The sequence below is a fragment of the Nonomuraea jabiensis genome, from assembly GCF_014204795.1.
GTDB classification, from domain to species: domain Bacteria; phylum Actinomycetota; class Actinomycetes; order Streptosporangiales; family Streptosporangiaceae; genus Nonomuraea; species Nonomuraea jabiensis.
In genome coordinates this window covers 5,449,889-5,467,309 of record NZ_JACHMB010000001.1, presented here as the reverse complement: position 1 = coordinate 5,467,309, position 17,421 = coordinate 5,449,889, and the positions used below count along the sequence as shown (strand labels likewise).

At 70.7% G+C, this 17,421-nt stretch carries 16 protein-coding genes; 5 read left to right on the top strand and 11 right to left on the bottom strand.

What is annotated here, in order from left to right; genetic code table 11:
• The first annotated feature begins 18 nt into the window (after positions 1-18).
• Genes HD596_RS25280 through HD596_RS25265 form a run of 4 tightly spaced genes read left to right on the top strand, consistent with a single transcriptional unit; the run spans position 19 to position 3,398 of the window.
• Positions 19-627 (top strand): GNAT family N-acetyltransferase, encoded by a 609-nt coding sequence (locus HD596_RS25280; RefSeq protein ID WP_185071796.1) that lies wholly within the window; start codon positions 19-21, stop codon positions 625-627.
• 16 nt (positions 628-643) lie between these two features.
• On the top strand, positions 644-1,519 hold the full coding sequence (locus HD596_RS25275) for a 1,4-dihydroxy-2-naphthoate polyprenyltransferase (RefSeq protein ID WP_185071795.1): 876 nt from the start codon (positions 644-646) through the stop codon (positions 1,517-1,519).
• 10 nt (positions 1,520-1,529) lie between these two features.
• A complete protein-coding gene (locus HD596_RS25270; RefSeq protein ID WP_185071794.1) occupies positions 1,530-2,540 on the top strand; it encodes an adenosine deaminase in 1,011 nt (336 codons plus the stop codon).
• 48 nt (positions 2,541-2,588) lie between these two features.
• The gene (locus tag HD596_RS25265) at positions 2,589-3,398 is read left to right on the top strand and encodes an AAC(3) family N-acetyltransferase (protein WP_313044683.1); all 810 of its coding nucleotides are present in this window, start codon (positions 2,589-2,591) and stop codon (positions 3,396-3,398) included.
• A 62-nt stretch (positions 3,399-3,460) separates the two neighbouring features.
• Here the strand turns inward: HD596_RS25265 and HD596_RS25260 are convergent, their stop codons facing one another.
• The 6 genes from HD596_RS25260 to HD596_RS25235 all read right to left on the bottom strand — a co-directional run bounded on the left by HD596_RS25260 (position 3,461) and on the right by HD596_RS25235 (position 10,288).
• Positions 3,461-3,934, bottom strand: coding sequence for a GNAT family N-acetyltransferase (locus tag HD596_RS25260; RefSeq protein ID WP_185071793.1), 474 nt, complete (start codon positions 3,932-3,934; stop codon positions 3,461-3,463).
• 163 nt (positions 3,935-4,097) lie between these two features.
• On the bottom strand, positions 4,098-4,835 hold the full coding sequence (dapB, locus tag HD596_RS25255; RefSeq protein WP_185071792.1) for a 4-hydroxy-tetrahydrodipicolinate reductase: 738 nt from the start codon (positions 4,833-4,835) through the stop codon (positions 4,098-4,100).
• 89 nt (positions 4,836-4,924) lie between these two features.
• A complete protein-coding gene (locus HD596_RS25250) occupies positions 4,925-6,238 on the bottom strand; it encodes a M16 family metallopeptidase (RefSeq protein WP_185071791.1) in 1,314 nt (437 codons plus the stop codon).
• A complete protein-coding gene (locus tag HD596_RS25245) occupies positions 6,235-8,586 on the bottom strand; it encodes a polyribonucleotide nucleotidyltransferase (RefSeq protein ID WP_185071790.1) in 2,352 nt (783 codons plus the stop codon). Before HD596_RS25245 ends, HD596_RS25250 begins: the two co-directional genes overlap by 4 nt.
• A 304-nt stretch (positions 8,587-8,890) precedes the next feature.
• Positions 8,891-9,160 (bottom strand): 30S ribosomal protein S15, encoded by a 270-nt coding sequence (gene rpsO / locus HD596_RS25240; RefSeq protein WP_185071789.1) that lies wholly within the window; start codon positions 9,158-9,160, stop codon positions 8,891-8,893.
• Positions 9,161-9,361: 201 nt separating this feature from the next.
• Positions 9,362-10,288 carry a bifunctional riboflavin kinase/FAD synthetase gene (locus HD596_RS25235; RefSeq protein WP_185071788.1) on the bottom strand — a complete coding sequence of 309 codons (927 nt, stop codon included), beginning with the start codon at positions 10,286-10,288 and terminating at the stop codon, positions 9,362-9,364.
• A gap of 82 nt (positions 10,289-10,370) precedes the next feature.
• Here HD596_RS25235 and HD596_RS25230 point away from each other — a divergent pair, with 82 nt between their 5' ends.
• Complete coding sequence (locus tag HD596_RS25230) at positions 10,371-11,390, top strand: TRM11 family SAM-dependent methyltransferase (protein WP_185071787.1); 1,020 nt, start codon at positions 10,371-10,373, stop codon at positions 11,388-11,390.
• Between the two features lie 25 nt (positions 11,391-11,415).
• On the opposite strand, the gene truB is transcribed toward HD596_RS25230, so the two are convergent.
• The 5 genes from truB to infB all read right to left on the bottom strand — a co-directional run bounded on the left by truB (position 11,416) and on the right by infB (position 17,365).
• A complete protein-coding gene (truB, locus tag HD596_RS25225; protein WP_185071786.1) occupies positions 11,416-12,288 on the bottom strand; it encodes a tRNA pseudouridine(55) synthase TruB in 873 nt (290 codons plus the stop codon).
• A complete protein-coding gene (locus HD596_RS25220; RefSeq protein WP_185071785.1) occupies positions 12,270-13,325 on the bottom strand; it encodes a DHH family phosphoesterase in 1,056 nt (351 codons plus the stop codon). Before HD596_RS25220 ends, truB begins: the two co-directional genes overlap by 19 nt.
• Positions 13,322-13,777, bottom strand: coding sequence for a 30S ribosome-binding factor RbfA (rbfA, locus tag HD596_RS25215; protein ID WP_185071784.1), 456 nt, complete (start codon positions 13,775-13,777; stop codon positions 13,322-13,324). Before rbfA ends, HD596_RS25220 begins: the two co-directional genes overlap by 4 nt.
• Before the next feature lie 39 nt (positions 13,778-13,816).
• Positions 13,817-14,113 carry a DUF503 domain-containing protein gene (locus HD596_RS25210; RefSeq protein WP_185071783.1) on the bottom strand — a complete coding sequence of 99 codons (297 nt, stop codon included), beginning with the start codon at positions 14,111-14,113 and terminating at the stop codon, positions 13,817-13,819.
• Between the two features lie 120 nt (positions 14,114-14,233).
• The gene (gene infB / locus HD596_RS25205; RefSeq protein WP_185071782.1) at positions 14,234-17,365 is read right to left on the bottom strand and encodes a translation initiation factor IF-2; all 3,132 of its coding nucleotides are present in this window, start codon (positions 17,363-17,365) and stop codon (positions 14,234-14,236) included.
• Between the last annotated feature and the right edge of the window lie 56 nt (positions 17,366-17,421).

Below are 17,421 nucleotides of genomic sequence, written 5' to 3'. Positions count from 1 at the left end.
GCGAAGGAGCGGGCCGAGATGGCAGACGTAGGCGTCCGGGCGGCCCGGCGCGAGGATGTGCTCCAGGTTGCGAATACTCAGATCCGCGCCTGGCGCTACGGCTATCGGGACTTCCTCCCCGAGGGGCCACTCGAGCAGATGACAGGCGCGGCGGCCGAGAAGATGTGGCTGCGCCAGTGGGACGAGGCGATCGTGGCCCCGCCCACCCCCAGGCACCGGGTGCTGGTGGCGGTGGAGACCATCCTCGACACCGAGGGCTTCCCCGCCCTGGGCGCGGGCGGCAGCGCCGCGCTGACGACCCCTCGTGGTGGTGAGCGCGTGGTCGGGCTGGCCTCGCATGCTCCCGCGGAGGATCCCGACCTCGACCCCACTGTGGTGGCCGAGATGCTGACGCTGCTGGTCGACCCCGATTTCGTACGCCGGGGCCACGGCAGCCGGCTGCTCAACGCGACCGTCGACTACCTGCGCGAGGACGGCTTCCGGCAGATCGTCACCTGGGTGTTCGCCGACAACTACGCGGTGCTGGGCTTCCTGGAGTCGGCCGGCTGGGGCGAGGACATGGCCGAGCGCGTGCTCGACATGGGCCGTCCGATCCGGATGATCAGGCTCACGACGGACATCAGCTAGAGGACGAACGACAGACATGGCAACCCCTGGCCAGTGGATCGCGGGCGCGCGCCCGCGTACCCTCCCGAACGCCGTCGTGCCCGTCATGGTGGGCACGGGCGTGGCGATCGGCGAGGGCGGCTTCGTGTGGTGGCGGGCGATCCTGGCGCTGTTCGTGGCGCTGTCGCTGCAGATCGGCGTCAACTACGCCAACGACTACAGCGACGGCGTCCGCGGCACCGACGACCAGCGGGTCGGCCCGATGCGGCTGGTGGGCTCGCGGGCGGCGAGCCCGCGTGACGTGCTGGTCGCGGCGCTGGGCTGCTTCGCGGTCGCGGCGGTGCTGGGGCTGATCCTGGTCGTCGTCACGCGGGCGTGGTGGATCCTGCTGGTGGGAGCGGCGTGCATCGCCGCCGCCTGGTTCTACACCGGCGGCAAGCGCCCGTACGGCTACCGCGGGCTGGGCGAGATAGCCGTGTTCGTCTTCTTCGGGATCGTCCCCGTGGTGGGCACGGCATATGTGCAGACGGAGTCGCTGAGCTGGCCGGCGTTCTTCGCCTCGATCCCGGTGGGGCTGCTCTCGTGCTCGATGCTCGTGGTCAACAACCTGCGGGACGTCGGCACGGACGGCCAGGCCGGCAAGCGCACGCTGGCCGTGGTGCTGGGGGCCGAGCGCACCCGCGCGCTCTACGTGGCCTGCCAGGTGGTGCCGTTCGTGGTGGCCCTGGCGATGGTCCCGGTGACGCCGTGGGCCGCGCTCGTGCTGCTGGCCGCGCCGCTGGCGATCAGCCCGATCAGGACCGTGCTGGGCAAGGCCGTGGGCCCCGCGCTGATCGCGGTGCTGCAGCAGACGGGCAAGCTGCAGATGGCGTACGGGCTCCTGTTCGCCGTGGGGCTGGCGCTCGTCTTCTAAGCTTGGGCGTGTGAAGGACTTCATCGCGGGGCTGCCCAAGTGCGAGCTGCACCTGCACATCGAGGGCACGCTGGAGCCCGAGCTCAAGTTCGAGCTGGCCGGGCGTAACGGCCTGGAGCTGCCGTACTCATCCGTGGAGGAGATGCGGGCCGCCTACGCCTTCGACAGCCTGCCGTCCTTCCTCAAGGTCTACTACGAGGGCATGCAGGTCCTGCGCACCGAGCCCGACTTCTACGACCTGGCCATGGCCTACCTGCGCAAGGCCGCCGAGCAGAACGTCCGCTACGCCGAGATCTTCTTCGACCCGCAGGCCCACACCTCGCGCGGCGTGCCGTTCGACGTGGTGATCCGCGGGCTGCGGCGGGCGCTGATGGACGCGGAGGCGCGGCTCGGGGTGCGGGCGCAGCTCATCATGTGCTTCCTGCGTGACTTCCAGGCCGAATACGCGATGGCGACGCTGCTGGAGTCGCTGCCGTACAAGGAGTGGATCGCGGGGGTTGGGCTCGACTCCGACGAGAAGGGCAACCCGCCGGTCAAGTTCGCGGCGGTGTACGAGCGCGCCCGGCAGGAGGGCTACCTGCTGACCATGCACTGCGACGTCGACCAGGAGAACTCGATCGAGCACATCCGCCAGGCCGTCGAGGACATCGGCGTCAACCGCGTCGACCACGGCGTCAACATCCTGGAGGACCAGCGGCTCGTGGAGGTCGTCCTGGAGCGCGGCATGGGGCTGACCTGCTGCCCGATCTCCAACGGCTACGTCACCGACTCGATGAAGTCCGAGGCCATCCGCAAGCTGATGGACCTGGGCGTGCGGGTGACGATCAACTCCGACGACCCCGCCTATTTCGCTGGTTACGTCGGGGAGAACCTCGAGGCGCTGCAGGGCGCGCTCCAGCTCACCCACGAGGAGCTGGCCCAGCTCGAACGGAACGCCTTCGAGATCACCTGGCTCCCCCGGCACCTCAAGGACGCCTATCTGGCCGAGGTGGACGCCTACCTCGCCACCGCCGTTCGATAACCGCGAAGGACGCGCCCGCCAATGGGACGCGGAGGTTAAGCTGACGCGGTGCCCGGTCAGAAGATCATGGTGAATTATGCCCGCATAAGTCGGGATTTCTCCGCTCTGGGCGTCGAGCCGGGGCAGGTCGTGCTGCTGCACTCCTCACTCAGCAGCATCGGCTGGGTCGAGGGCGGGGAGCACACGGTGGTCGCGGCGCTCAGGGAGTCGCTGGGGCCGCACGGCACGCTCGCGGTGCCCACCGGCACCTCGGCCAACTCCGACACCTCGCCGATCTACCGGGCTGCCGTGGCGGGCATGAGCGCCGACGAGATCGCCGGCCACCGCTCGCGCATGCCGGCCTACGCCCCCGCCTCCACCCCGTCCAATCTGATGGGCGTGATCGCCGAGCACGTGCGCACTCTGCCCGGAGCGCGGCGCAGCGCCCATCCCCAGACGTCCTTCGCCGCCGTCGGGCCGCACTCAGCGGCGATCATCGACGGGCACGCGCGAGACTGCCTGCTCGGCGAGCGCTCACCGCTCGCCCGGCTCTACGAGGCCGGCGCCCTCGTCCTGCTGCTCGGCGTCGGCTACGACAAGTGCACCGCGTTCCACCTGGCCGAATACCGCTACCACCCCGACCCGCCGCGCCGCAGCTACCGCGCCGTGGTGGACGACGGGGAGGGGCGGGCGTGGTGCGAGTTCGAGGACGTGCACGTGGACGACAGCGACTTCGCGCGCCTGGGGGCCGACTTCGAGCGGGCCGTGGGCGTACGGTGCGGGCCGGTCGGCGCGGCGCGGGCCCGGTTGTTCCCGCTGACCGCCGCCGTCGACTACGCCGCCGCCTGGTTCGCCACCAACCGCGCACCGCACCCCTGACCACGGCGCCGCTGACCACGGCGCCCGGGCGCGCGACACCTCCCCGAGCCCGGCCTGCGAGGCTAGTGGCGCATCACCACGCGGGGCGCGAGCTCGATGCCCAGCTCCCGCTCGTGCTCCACCAGCGCGCGCAGCTCCGGGCCCCACTCCTCCTCGGCCAGCACCGAGAAGCCGTGCCGCGCGTACCACGGCGCGTTCCAGGGCACGTCGCGGTAGGTCGTCAGGGTCACGGCAGGCGCCCCGGCGGCCCGCGCGTGGTCGAGCACCGCCGCGACCAGCCGCCCGCCGATGCCCTGGCGCATGTGGTCGGGACGCACGGCGAGCTGTTCCAGGTGCAGGTTGCCGTCCACCCACCCGATCAGCGCGAACCCCGTGGGAGGCGTCCCCTCGACCAGCACCCTGAGGGGGTCGTCGACCTCTTCGATCATGGTGGTGCCGGGCGGGAAGACGATGTCCACCTGCTCGAAGAGCCTGTCCGCCGCCAGCTCGATCGCGGTCAGCCCGGAGAGCTCATCCGCCTCGGCCCATCGCACCATGCCGACACGATCTCATGGTGGAGCCGGATCCCGCCGCTCATATTTTAATGTTGATGATCGTAAGGCCCGGCTGTGCGGAGCCGGGGCCCTCTCCTCACGACGTGCCCACGACCGTACGGTTGTGGGCACGTCGTGTGCGGCCCCCTGTCGAGGTCAGGGAGCGTCAGAGGTCGAGGAGCGGCTCGAGGCCCACGGTGAGCCCCGGAAGCTCGCGTACGCGGCGCACGCCGAGCAGCACGCCCGGCGTGAACGACGCCCTGGTCATCGTGTCGTGCCGGATCGTGAGGATCTCGCCCTCCCCGCCCAGCAGCACCTCCTGGTGCGCGATGAGGCCCGACAGCCGCACGGCGTGCACGTGGACGCCCCCGACGTCGGCCCCGCGGGCGCCGTCGAGCGCGGTGCTCGTGGCGTCGGGCATCTGGGCGAGCCCCGCCTTGGCGCGCGCCTCGGCCACCAGCTCCGCCGTGCGGCGGGCCGTGCCGGACGGCGCGTCGGCCTTCTTGGGGTGGTGCAGCTCGACGATCTCGACCGACTCGAAGTAGCGGGCCGCCTGCTGCGCGAAGTGCATCATGAGCACGGCCGCGATGCCGAAGTTGGGCGCGATCAGGCAGTGGGTGCCCGGCGACTCGGCCAGCCAGCCGCGCACGGTCTCCAGCCGGCCCTCGTCGAACCCGGTCGTGCCCACCACCGGGTGGATGCCGTGCCGGATCGCCCATTCGAGGTTGCCCATGACGACATCGGGATGGGTGAAGTCGACCACCACCTCGGCGCCTTCGAGCCCCTCGATGGAGTCGTCCTTGTCGAGGGCGGCCACCAGCTCCAGGTCGGAGGCCGCCTCGACCGCCTTGCACACTTCGACGCCGACGCGCCCGCGGGCGCCCAGCACACCTACCCTGATCACAGGCCAACCCTATACCAGCGGGAAAACCCGCCCATGGGACCGCCGGCTCACTGTCGTGGCCGTTCAGGACCCATGTGGCGGGTTCGTCCTCACGGGCGGACGGCCTCGGCGAAGTCCTTGTCGCCGTACGGGCCGATCACGGCGAGCGTGAGGGGCCGCTTGAGCACGTCCCGCGCCACCTCGTCGATCTCGTCGGGAGTGACCGCCTCGATGCGTGCCAGCACCTCGTCCACCGACATCAGCTCGTCGTAGACGAGCTCGTTCTTGCCGATGCGCGACATGCGCGAGCCGGTGTCCTCCAGGCCGAGCACGAGCCCGCCGCGCATCTGGCCCTTGCCGCGCATGATCTCGTCGGCGCTCAGGCCGTCGGCCACCACCCTGGACACCTCGTCCCGGCAGATCTTGAGCACGTCGTCGATCTTCGACGGCAGGCAGCCCACGTAGATCCCGAACTGGCCGGTGTCGGCGTAGGCGGAGGTGTAGCTGTAGGCGGAGTAGGCCAGGCCGCGCTTCTCCCTGATCTCCTGGAAGAGCCGGGACGACATGCCGCCGCCCAGCGCCGCGTTGAGCACGCCCAGCGCGAACCTGCGGTCGTCCGTACGGGACAGGCCGGTGGTGCCGAGCACCAGGTTGGCCTGCTCGGTCGGCCGGTCGAGCACCCGCACCCCGGAACGCGTCTCGGCCCCGGGACCGCTGGTGCGCGGGGGCGCGAACTCGGCCGGGCCGCCCAGCGCGCCCGCCCGCTCGTACGCCCTGGTGACCAGCTCGACGACCTCTTCGTGCCGGATGTTGCCCGCGACGGACACGACCGTGCGGCGGGGCCGGTAGAAGCGGTGGTAGTACTCGGCGATCCGCTCGCGCCCGAGGGCGTTGATCGACTCGACCGTGCCCAGGATGGGCCGGCCGATGGCCGAGTCGCCGTAGAGCGCGGCGGCGAACTGCTCGTGCACCACGTCAGAAGGGTCGTCGTCGTGCATGGCGATCTCTTCGAGGATCACGCCGCGCTCGGACTCGACGTCCTCCTCGGTCACCAGCGAGCTGGTCACCACGTCGGCCAGCACGTCGACCGCGACCGGCAGGTCCTCGTCGAGCACGCGTGCGTAGTAGCACGTGTACTCCTTGGCGGTGAAGGCGTTGATCTCACCGCCGATGCCCTCGATGGAGGCGGAGATCTCCATGGCGTCGCGCGTGGGGGTGCCCTTGAACAGCAGGTGTTCGAGGAAGTGGGTGGCCCCCATGTGCTCGGGGGCCTCGTCACGCGAGCCGATGCCGACCCACATGCCGACCGCGACGCTACGCACGGTCGGCATGGTCTCGGTCACCACGCGCAGCCCACCTGGGAGGACGGTGCGCCTCACCACCCCGGCCCCGTCCCGGCCGGGGTGCAACGTGGTGGTACTCACGAGTTCCGGTCGTCCCCGTCAGCGCTGCTGCCGCGGGTGCGCACGCGGGTGCGGGTGCGGCGGGGCCGCTCCGCCTTGTCCTCGGCGGGCGCCGCGGCGGCCTCCTCGGCCTGCGGGGCCTCGGCGCCGTCGCCGCCCTCGGCGGCCCCGGCGGCCTTCGCCTCCTTCTCGGCGGCCTCCTTCTCGATGACCTCGACCGGCACCAGCGAGAGCTTGCCCCGGGCGTCGATCTCGGCGATCTCGACCTGGATCTTCTCGCCGACGCTCATGACGTCCTCGACGTTCTCGATGCGCTTGCCGCCGTGCAGCTTGCGGATCTGGGAGACGTGCAGCAGGCCGTCCTTGCCGGGCAGGAGCGAGATGAACGCGCCGAAGGCCGCGATCTTGACGACCGTGCCGATGTAGCGCTCACCGACCTCCGGCATGTGCGGGTTGGCGATGGCGTTGATCGCCGAACGGGCCGCCTCGGCCGACGGGCCGTCGGTGGCGCCGATGTAGATCGTGCCGTCGTCCTCGATGGTGATCTCGGCGCCCGTGTCGTCCTGGATCTGGTTGATCATCTTGCCCTTCGGGCCGATGACCTCGCCGATCTTGTCGACCGGGACCTTGATGGTGATGATGCGCGGCGCGGTCGGGTTCATCTCCGCCGGAGAGTTGATCGCCTCCTGCATCACGTCGAGGATCGCCAGGCGCGCGCCCTTGGCCTGCTTGAGCGCGCCCGCGAGCACGCTCGCGGGGATGCCGTCGAGCTTGGTGTCGAGCTGCAGGGCGGTGATGACGTCCTTGGTGCCGGCGACCTTGAAGTCCATGTCGCCCATGGCGTCCTCGGCGCCGAGGATGTCGGTCAGGGTGACGTACGAGTCGCCCTCGCCGATCAGGCCCATCGCGATGCCCGCGACCATCTCCTTGAGCGGCACACCCGCGTCCAGCAGCGCCATCGTGGACGCGCAGACCGAGCCCATCGAGGTGGAGCCGTTGGAGCCGAGCGCCTCGGAGACCTGGCGGATGGCGTACGGGAACTCCTCGCGGGTCGGGAGCACCGGGATCAGCGCCCGCTCGGCCAGCGCGCCGTGACCGATCTCGCGGCGCTTGGGCGAGCCCACCCGGCCGGTCTCACCGGTGGAGTAGGGCGGGAAGTTGTAGTTGTGCATGTAGCGCTTGGTCCGCTCGGGGTTGAGCGTGTCGATGACCTGCTCCATGCGCAGCATGTTCAGAGTGGTGATGCCCAGGATCTGGGTCTCGCCGCGCTCGAACAACGCCGAGCCGTGCACCCGGGGCACCACGTGGACCTCGGCCGACAGGGCGCGGATGTCCTTGGTGCCGCGGCCGTCGATGCGGATGCCCTCCTTGATGACCCGCTCGCGCATGAGCTTCTTCATCACCGAGCGGAACGCGGCGGAGATCTCCTTCTCGCGCCCCTCGAACTCGGGCAGGAGCTTCTCGGCGGCCAGCGCCTTGACCTTCTCCAGCTCGTTCTCGCGCTCCTGCTTGCCCGCGATCGTCAGCGCGGCGGCCAGCTCGGTCTTCACCGCGGCCTCGACCGCGGCGTAGACGTCCTCCTGGTAGTCGAGGAAGACCGGGTATTCGGCCGTCTCCTTGGCCGCGACCTGCGCGATGCGCGACTGGGCCTCGCACAGCACCTTGATGAACGGCTTGGCGGCGTCCAGGCCCTGCGCGACGGTCTCCTCGGTGGGCGCGACGGCGCCCTCGGCGACCAGCTTCAGCGTGTCCTTGGTGGACTCGGCCTCGACCATCATGATCGCGACGTCGCCGTCCTCGAGCACGCGGCCCGCGACGACCATGTCGAACGTGGCCCGCTCCAGCTCGTGGTGGGTCGGGAAGGCCACCCACTGGCCGTCGATCAGCGCGACGCGCACGCCGCCGATCGGGCCGGAGAACGGCAGACCGGCGAGCTGGGTGGACAGCGACGCGGCGTTGATCGCCACCACGTCGTAGAGGTGGTCGGGGTTGAGCGCCATCACCGTGGCGACGACCTGGATCTCGTTGCGCAGGCCCTTGACGAACGACGGGCGCAGCGGCCGGTCGATCAGGCGGCAGGTGAGGATCGCGTCCTCGGAGGGACGGCCCTCACGCCGGAAGAACGAGCCGGGGATGCGGCCCGCGGCGTACATTCGCTCTTCGACGTCGACGGTGAGCGGGAAGAAGTCGAAGTTCTCCTTCGGGGACTTCGACGCGGTGGTGGCAGAGAGCACCATCGTGTCGTTGTCGAGGTAGGCGACGGCGGAGCCGGCCGCCTGGCGCGCGAGACGACCGGTTTCGAACCGGATCGTGCGCGTGCCGAATGAGCCGTTGTCTATGACGGCTTCAGCGGTGTGGACACCCTCCACGGGGGACCTCCTTGTGGTCGGTCTCCCGCGCCCTTTTTTCTCACCGGCACCCTCGTTAGGTGCAGCGCCGGTCTTCGATCGAAGCGCCCGGTCTCATTTCACTGTCGAATTCCTACCGGAAGCCACTACCGAGGACCGGCCCGCAGGCGTCGCGGGTCGCATGGTGCTGAACGGACGCGGGGGCTGTGTGTCTCGGATATTCAGTTGTAGGTCAGAGGTGACAACGTATCCACATCGCCACATATCCGACCATATGGCTTACCCATATGAGAAGGGAGCGGCGCGTTCGCCGCTCCCTTTCATGCTATCGGCGCAGGCCGAGCCGCTCGATGAGCGAGCGGTAGCGCTGGATGTCGACCTTCTGCAGGTACTTCAGCAGGCGACGCCGGCGACCGACGAGCAGAAGCAGGCCACGACGGCTGTGGTGGTCGTGCTTGTGCGTCTTCAGGTGCTCGGTGAGCTCGCTGATGCGCTTGCTCAGCAGTGCGATCTGCACCTCGGGCGACCCGGTGTCGCCCTCGGCCGTCGCGTATTCTCCGATGATGGACTTCTTGGCAGCGGTGTCGAGGGACACGGCTCTCCTTTGAGCTACGGGCACGCGCGAACGATGATGAAAGATGCGAACGACCGTGCGTGCCTACAGTCGCCGCGTGAAGGCCGTCATGGGCAGCGCGCAGCGGCGCCGCTACTGAGCCGACATGCAAGGTTACCACTTCACGCGCGGTGCTCGGGCGCTCATTATCACGGCGTTGTCCGCGTCGCGAATCGGCGGGTTTCAGCTCGTGAGGCGGCGGGCGGCGTCGACATCGGCGTGAATCTGCTCGATCAGCGCCTCGATGGAGTCGAATCGCGTGTTGCCGCGTAGCCGGGCGTGGAATTCGACCGCCACGTGCACCCCGTAAAGCTCCAGATCATCCCGATCCAGCGCATAGGCCTCGACTGTCCGCGGCACTCCCTCGAACGTCGGATTCGTCCCGACCGAGATCGCCGCCGGCCACCGCTCCCCCTGGTAGAGCGCGGGCAGGTTGGCCATCGCCACACATTCCAGCCACCCCGCGTAGACCCCGTCGGCCGGGATGGCGGTGTGCTGGGGGGTCTCGACGTTCGCCGTCGGGAAGCCGAGCTGGCGTCCGCGCTGGTAGCCGCGTACGACCACGCCCTCCACCCGGTGCGGCCGCCCGAGCTGCTCAGCGGCGGCCTCGACGTCGCCCTCGACGATCCGCTCGCGGATCGAGGCGGAGGAGACGGCGTCGAGCAGGGGCACGGCCTCCACCTCGAAGTCGTATTTGTCGCCCAGCGTCCGCAAAGTCTCGACGTCGCCGCCGGCCTCGTGGCCGAACAGGAAGTCCTCGCCCACCACCACGACGGCCGCCGCCAGCCGCTCGGCCAGCACGGCCTGGACGAAGTCGTCCGGGCTCGTCCGCGACAGGTCGAGCGTGAAGTCCACCACGTCGATCTCGTCCACCCCGAGCCCGGCCAGCAGTTCGGCCCTGCGCCGGGGGCTGGTGAGCCGCAGCGGATGCGTCCCGGGCCGCACGACCTCGTCGGGGTGCGGCTCGAACGTGACGGCCACGCTGCGCAGCCCCCGCTCGCGGGCGATGGCGACAGCGCGCTCGACCACCCGCCGGTGCCCGCGGTGGACCCCGTCGTACACGCCGATGGTGACGACAGACCTTCCCGAACCCTGCACGCTAGGCCCCATTCGCTCGTGGCGGATCAATCCCCCACAAGCCTGCCACGCGCGTCACCGTTCGCTCCAATCGAGGGCGATAGGATCGGGCATCATGCCTCGTTACGCGCTTCTGATCCTGCCTGCCTTCAACCGGGTCTACGGGGAGAGCTCCATCCGGCTGACCAGGAGTGAGCTGGCGGTCTTCAGCACGTACGGCCTGGGCGGCAAGATCCTCGCCAGCGAGGAGACCACCATCGGCGGTGTGCCGTATGTGACTTTCGAGACATCCGAGCCGCTGACGCAGCCGGACATTTCTCTTTTGTCGAACCTTTCCTCTGTTTATGCGATTTTCGGGATTGAAGGGGACCTGCTCCGGCCGCTCTCCATGGCCTCGCTCGACCGGTTGAGCAGCGACCTCATCACCATCCAGAAATACGCCGGCAAGACCAACGAGCACTTCACCAAGCTGCTGCTCAACGTCACCCTGCTCGCCGGGGCCAAGGGGCTGGGCGAGCGGCTGTCGGTCTTCGACCCGCTGTGCGGGCGCGGCACGACGCTCAACCAGGCCCTCATGTACGGCTACGACGCCTACGGGCTCGACGTCGACGGCAAGGACTTCGAGGCGTACACCGCGTTCATCAAGACCTGGCTGCGCAACAAGCGGCTCAAGCACACCGCCGAGACCGTGCCGGTGCGGCGCGAGCGAGCCCTGGTCGGGCGGCGGCTCAACGTCACGTTCGGGCTGTCGAAGGAGGCGGTCAAGGCCGGCGACGTGCAGCACCTGGCCGTGGTCAACGCCGACACCCTCAAGAGCAGGGACTTCTTCAAGCCGCGTTCGTTCGACGCCCTGGTGACCGACACGCCTTACGGGGTCCAGCACGGCAGCAAGGGCGGCGGCGGCCTGTCCCGCAGCCCGATGGAGCTGCTGCGGCAGGCCGTGCCGGTCTGGGCCGAGCTGCTGCGTCCGGGCGGGGCCATGGGGATCTCGTGGAACACCTACGGCGGCAAGACCTCGGAGCTGGCCCAGATCCTCGAGGGGGCGGGCCTGCAGGTGATGGACTACCCCGACTTCGAGCACTGGGTCGACCAGGCGATCGTCCGCGACCTCATCGTCGCCCGCAAGCCCTCATGACCCCTTGCGGCGGCCTGAGAGGGGTCTAGGAGACGAAGACGGCGAGGGGTTTGGCCACTCGACCGTGCTCCTCCACCAGGGCCAGCAGCTCGCCCTCAGGCCCGAACACGCCGATCGGCCCCTTGCCCAGCCCGGCGGCCGCCAGCCGTCCCCCGTGCCCGATGACGCGTGCCTCCTCGGCCGTCACGTCCCGGCGCGGGAACGCCGCCGCCACCGCCTCCCCGATGGGCAGGATCACGCACTCCTCGGCGAGCTGGTCGATGGTCCTGGCCAGCGACAGGCCGTAGGGGCCCACGCGGGTGCGCCGCAGCGCCGTCAGATGCCCGCCGACCCCGAGCGCCGCGCCCAGGTCGCGGGCCAGCGCCCGGATGTAGGTGCCGCTGGAGCAGGTCACGACCGCGTCCACGTCCACGACGTCGTCGTGCGCCCGGATGTCGAGCACCTCGAACGACCGCACGGTGACGGGCCGGGCCCGCAGCTCGACCTCTTCGCCCGCGCGGGCCATCTTGTAGGCGCGCTGCCCGTTGACCTTGATGGCGCTCACCTGCGGCGGGATCTGCATGATCTCGCCGGTGAGCGCCGCGACGCCCTTGTGGATCTCGGCCGCCGTGACGCCGGACGCCGGGGCCGTGGCGGTGACCTCGCCCTCGGCGTCGTCGGTGTTGGTGCTCACGCCGAGCCTGATCGTGGCCTCGTACACCTTCTCGGTCAGCGTCAGGTGGCCGAGCAGCCTGGTGGCCTTCTCCACGCCGACCACCAGCACGCCCGTCGCCATCGGGTCGAGCGTGCCCGCGTGGCCCACGCGGCGGGTGCCCGCGATGCGCCGCATCTTGGCCACCACGTCGTGGGACGTCCACTCGCCCGGCTTGTCGACGATGATCAGCCCGCTCTCGGCCATCCGACCTTCCCAAGTTCGCGCCGGAAGGCGTCCATGGTCGCCTCCACGGTCTCGTGCGAGGTGTAACCGGCCGCGTTGTGGTGCCCGCCGCCGCCCAGGGCCGCGCACGCCGCCCCGACGTCGGCCTTGCCCTTGGAGCGGGTGGACACCTGCCAGTCGCCCTGGTCGTCCTCCTTGAGCACGACCGCGACCTCGGCCTCGTCCGTGCGCCGCACGATGTCGATGATGCCTTCCAGCTCCGCGTACGGGAGCCCGTGCGCGGCCCGGTCGACCCGCGTCACGTACGTCCAGACCAGCCCGTCCTCCAGCGCCGCCCGTTCGAGGGCGGCGGCCAGCACCTGGAGGTAGCCGAACGGGGAACGGTCCCACAGCTCGCGGGCGATCTCGTCGGTGCGCAGCCCGGTCGCCACGAGCCTGGCCGCCATCTGGTGCACGGCCGGCGTGGTCGAGGAGTGCCGGAACGACCCCGTGTCGGTCACCAGCCCGGTGTAGAGGCAGACGGCGATGTCGCGGTCGAGCCGCCCGCCGAGCCGGTACATCAGCTGCTCGGCCAGCACGGCCGTCGCGGCGGCCGTGGAGTCGATGAGGCTGAGCGTGCCGAACCCCTCGTTCGAGGGGTGGTGGTCGATGACGATGACCTCGCGGGCCCTGGCGGTGTTCTCGCGCAGGAGCCCGAGGCGTTCGAACGTCGAGACGTCGAAGGTGATCATCAGCTCCGGCGCCGCGGGATAGTCCTGCGGCGGCACCAGCATGTCCTGGCCGGGCAGGAAGCGCAGCAGCCGCGGCACCACGAAATGGTGGTCGCCGAACGACGCCACCACCCGCTTGCCCATCGACCGCAGCACGAACCCCACGGCCAGCATCGACCCGAGGGCGTCGCCGTCGGGCGTCACGTGACAGGCCAGCGCGATCTCGTCGGCCTGGCCGATCAGCCGCAGGGCCCGGTCCCATGCGGCCTCGGGGATCGCGCCGCCGGTGACCGTACGGGGGTCCGCACGGAACGGGCGATCCGCTCTGTCGCGCACGTCGGGCGTCACGCCTGGTCGTCCTCGCCCAGCTCCGCTTCGCCCTCCTCGGGCTTGCGATAAGGATCGGCCTCGCCGGCGTAGGAGGCGCTCTGGGCCTGGCGCGCCACCTCCGCGTCCCGGGACCGGGCGGCGCTGATCAGGTCGTCGAGGTGACGCGCGGAGTCGGGTAGCGGGTCGTGCTTGAACGTCAGCGTCGGGGCGAAGCGCACGCCGGTCTGGCGGCCCACCTCGGAGCGGATGATCCCCTTGGCGCTCTCGAGGGCGGCCGCGCTGTCGGACCGCTCGGCCTCGGAGCCGTACACCGTGTAGAACACGGTCGCCTCGCGCAGGTCGGCGGTGACACGCGTGTCGGTCACGGTGACGAAGCCCAGGCGCGGGTCCTTGATCCGGCGCTCCAGCATCTCGGCGACGATCTGCTGGATGCGATCGGCGAGCTTCCGCGCTCGTGCGGCATCCACCATGTTCGCTCCCCCTCACGCACGACGTGGCCGTGCAGTCGTTCAATCTTCGTCGTTGTAGAGCCGGTGCCTGGCCGACAGCAGCTCGATCTCCGGCCGGAAGGCCACCATCCGCTCGCAGGCGTCCATGACCTCGTTGCAGTTACCCGCGGAGGAGGAGACCACCGCGAGGCCGACCTCGGCCCTTCGGTGCAGGTCGAGATGGCCGGTCTCAGCCACCGCGATGCTGGGATAACGGCGCTGCAGCTCGGCGATCAGCGGCCGTACGACAGAGCGCTTCTGCTTCAGCGACCTGACGTCGCCGAGCAGGATGTCCAGGGTCAGAGCACCCACATACATCGTTGGTAACCACCGCTTGGCCTGGTGTGGTGAGCGCACGCCCGGCCTGCTGCGGTGGGGACCAGGCCAGGGCGTGCGAGAGGCGCCCGGCGGATGTCCCGCCGGGCGCCGAGCCGCGCGTCAGTCTCGCGGCTTCTCCCGCATCTCGAAGGTTTCGATGACGTCGCCTTCCTTGAGATCGTTGTAGCCGATCCCGATACCGCACTCGAAGCCCTCGCGGACCTCGGTGACATCGTCCTTCTCCCGCCGCAGCGAGGAGACGGTGAGGTTGTCGGTCACGACGACACCGTCGCGGATGAGGCGCGCCTTGCTGTTGCGCACGATCCTGCCGGAGCGGACCAGCGAACCGGCGATGTTGCCGATCCTCGGGACCTTGAAGATCGCGCGGATCTCCGCGGTGCCCAGCTGGACCTCTTCGAACTCGGGCTTGAGCATGCCCTTGAGCGCCGCTTCGATCTCCTCGATCGCCTGGTAGATGACCGAGTAGTAGCGGATGTCGACGCCCTCGCGCTCGGCCAGGTCGCGCGCCCGGGGCTCGGGGCGGACGTTGAAGCCGATGATGACCGCGTTGTCGTCGGCGACGGCCAGGTTGACGTCGTACTCGGTGATCGCGCCGACCGCGCGGTGCAGGACACGGAGCCTGACCTCGTCGCCGACGTCGATCTTGAGCAGGGCGTCTTCCAGGGCCTCCACCGAACCGGACACGTCACCCTTGATGATGAGCTTGAGCTCGTCGACGCTGCCCTTCTCGAGGTCCTTGAAGATGTCCTCGAGGCTGCGGCGACGGCTCGACTTCGCCATGTCGGCGCTGCGCTTGCGCGCCGCGCGCTGCTGGGCGATCTGCCGGGCCATCCGGTCGTCGGTGACCACGATGAAGTTGTCACCGGCGCTCGGCACGGCCGTCAGACCCATCACCAGGACCGGACGGGACGGCGTGGCCTCCTCGACCGCGTCGCCGTTGTCGTCGAGCAGCGCCCGGACGCGGCCGAAGGCCTCGCCACAGACGATGCTGTCGCCGACGCGCAGCGTGCCGCGCTGGACCAGGACGGTCGCGACGGGGCCGCGACCACGGTCGAGGTGCGCCTCGATCGCGATGCCCTGGGCGTCCATCGTCGGGTTGGCCCGCAGGTCGAGCTCGGCGTCCGCGGTCAGCAGGATGGCCTCGAGGAGGTTGTCGATGCCCGTGCCGTTCTTCGCCGAGATGTCGACGAACAGCGTCGAGCCACCGTACTCCTCGGCCACCAGACCGTACTCGGTGAGCTGGGCACGGACCTTGTTGGGGTCGGCGCCCTCCTTGTCGATCTTGTTGACCGCGACCACGATCGGCACGTCGGCCGCCTGGGCGTGGTTGAGAGCCTCGATCGTCTGCGGCTTCACACCGTCGTCGGCCGCGACCACCAGCACCGCGATGTCGGTGGACTTGGCGCCTCGGGCACGCATGGCGGTGAACGCCTCGTGACCCGGGGTGTCGATGAAGGTGATCTTCCGGTCTTCGCCCTCGTGCTCGGTGGCGACCTGGTAAGCGCCGATGTGCTGGGTGATGCCACCCGCCTCGCGCGCCACCACGTTGGTCTTGCGGATGGCGTCGAGCAGCTTGGTCTTACCGTGGTCGACGTGACCCATGACGGTCACGACCGGCGGGCGCGCGGCCAGGTCGGCCTCGTCGCCCTCGTCCTCGCCGAACTCGATGTCGAAGGCCTCGAGAAGCTCGCGGTCCTCCTCCTCCGGGCTGACGACCTGGATGTTGTAGTCCAGCTCGGTGCCGAGGATCTGCAGCGTGTCCTCGCTGACCGACTGCGTCGCGGTCACCATCTCGCCGAGGTGCAGCATGATCTGCACGAGCGAGGCGGGGTTCGCGCCGATGCGGTCGGCGAAGTCGGACAGCGACGCGCCGCGCGGAAGGCGGATCGTCGCGCCGTTGCCGCGAGCGACCTGCACGCCGCCGATCGCCGGCGCCGACATGTTGTCGAACTCCTGGCGCCTCTGCCGCTTCGACTTGCGCCCGCGGGCCGGACGGCCGCCGGGACGCCCGAAGGCGCCTGCGGTGCCGCCGCCGCGACCGCGACCGCCGCCACCGGGACGACCGCCGAAGCCACCGCCGCCGCCACCGGGACCACCGGTGCCGGTGCGCTGGCCGGTGCCGCCGCCGCCACCGGGACGACCGGCGAAGCCGCCGCCGCCACCGGGACGACCGCCACCGCCGCCACCGCCGGGACGGCCACCGCCGCCACCGCCGGGACGACCGCCACCGCCACCGCCGCCCGGACGGCCTGCGCCGCCACCGGGACCGGCAGGACGACCCTGCGGCATCATCATCGGGTTGGGACGCGGACCGCCGGGACGGGGACCACCCGCGCCGGGACCAGGACGCGGACCGCCCGCACCGGGCGGGCCAGGACGCGGCCCGGGACGGGGACCGGCGTCACCGGTGCCACCGCGGCCCTGCGGCGGGCGCGGGATCGCGCCGTCGCGCGGCGGGCCGTCGCGGCGCTCGCGGCGGTCGGGACCGCCGCCGTCGCGCTGGCCGCCGGGACGCGGCGGGCGGGACTGGCCCATGCCGCTGGCGGTCGAGGAGAACGGGTTGTTACCGGGGCGCGGACCACGCGGGCCCGGCTTGGGGCCCGGACCGGGACGGGGACCGCCGCCGGTGGGCGCGCCGGGACGCGGCGCCTGCGGGGCGCCGCCACCGTCCCTGTCCCTGTCTCTGGGACCCGGACGGGGCGCGGGACCCGGCTTGGGGCCGGGACGACCGCCACCGCCACCACCGGGGCCGGGACGCGGGCCCGGAGTCGGGCGCGCGGGCGCGCCGCTCTCGAACCGTGCTTGCGGAGCCCCGGACGTCTCACCGCGAGCGGCCTCAGGCTGCTGCGGCTGCTGGTGAGGCATGGGCACCGGCGGGCGCGGCTGACCGCCGCCCGCGGGACCCGGACGCGGCCCCGGACCGGGCCTGGGGCCCGGCCCCGGACGCGGGGCTGTGGGGACCGGCGCCTGTCCGGCGCCGTTACCGGCCTGGCCTTCTGCCGGCCGGGGAGCAGCCTTGGGCGGCTGCGGCCTGTTCGACGGCTGTCCGCCGCCTCTGGAGGGCCCACCCTTCGATGCGCCCAGAGCTTCGGTGAGCCTGCGGACCACCGGCGCCTCGATGGTCGAGGACGCCGAACGGACGAACTCTCCCATCTCCTGGAGCTTGGCCATGACGACCTTGCTCTCTACGCCGAACTCCTTAGCGAGCTCGTATACCCGGACCTTCGCCACTGCACTCCCTTACTCGGCCCGGGAGGCTGGCTATGCCGTCCGGACCGTCGCTACCT